Consider the following 523-nt stretch of genomic DNA (forward strand, 5'->3'; position numbering starts at 1 on the left):
GGGCGTTAAGTTGCAGGGTATAGACCCGAAACCCGGTGATCTAGCCATGGGCAGGTTGAAGGTTGGGTAACACTAACTGGAGGACCGAACCGACTAATGTTGAAAAATTAGCGGATGACCTGTGGCTGGGGGTGAAAGGCCAATCAAACCGGGAGATAGCTGGTTCTCCCCGAAAGCTATTTAGGTAGCGCCTCGTGAATTCATCTCCGGGGGTAGAGCACTGTTTCGGCTAGGGGGCCATCCCGGCTTACCAACCCGATGCAAACTGCGAATACCGGAGAATGTTATCACGGGAGACACACGGCGGGTGCTAACGTCCGTCGTGAAGAGGGAAACAACCCAGACCGCCAGCTAAGGTCCCAAAGTCATGGTTAAGTGGGAAACGATGTGGGAAGGCCCAGACAGCCAGGATGTTGGCTTAGAAGCAGCCATCATTTAAAGAAAGCGTAATAGCTCACTGGTCGAGTCGGCCTGCGCGGAAGATGTAACGGGGCTAAACCATGCACCGAAGCTGCGGCAGCGA

At 54.5% G+C, this 523-nt stretch carries 1 rRNA gene; it reads left to right on the plus strand.

The features are described from left to right. A 23S ribosomal RNA gene (locus J4617_RS22835) occupies positions 1-523 on the plus strand; the annotation flags it as partial.

Origin of the sequence: Salmonella sp. 32010601201800023SM, assembly GCF_017572235.1 — a bacterium.
Taxonomy (GTDB): Bacteria; Pseudomonadota; Gammaproteobacteria; order Enterobacterales; family Enterobacteriaceae; genus Salmonella; species Salmonella enterica.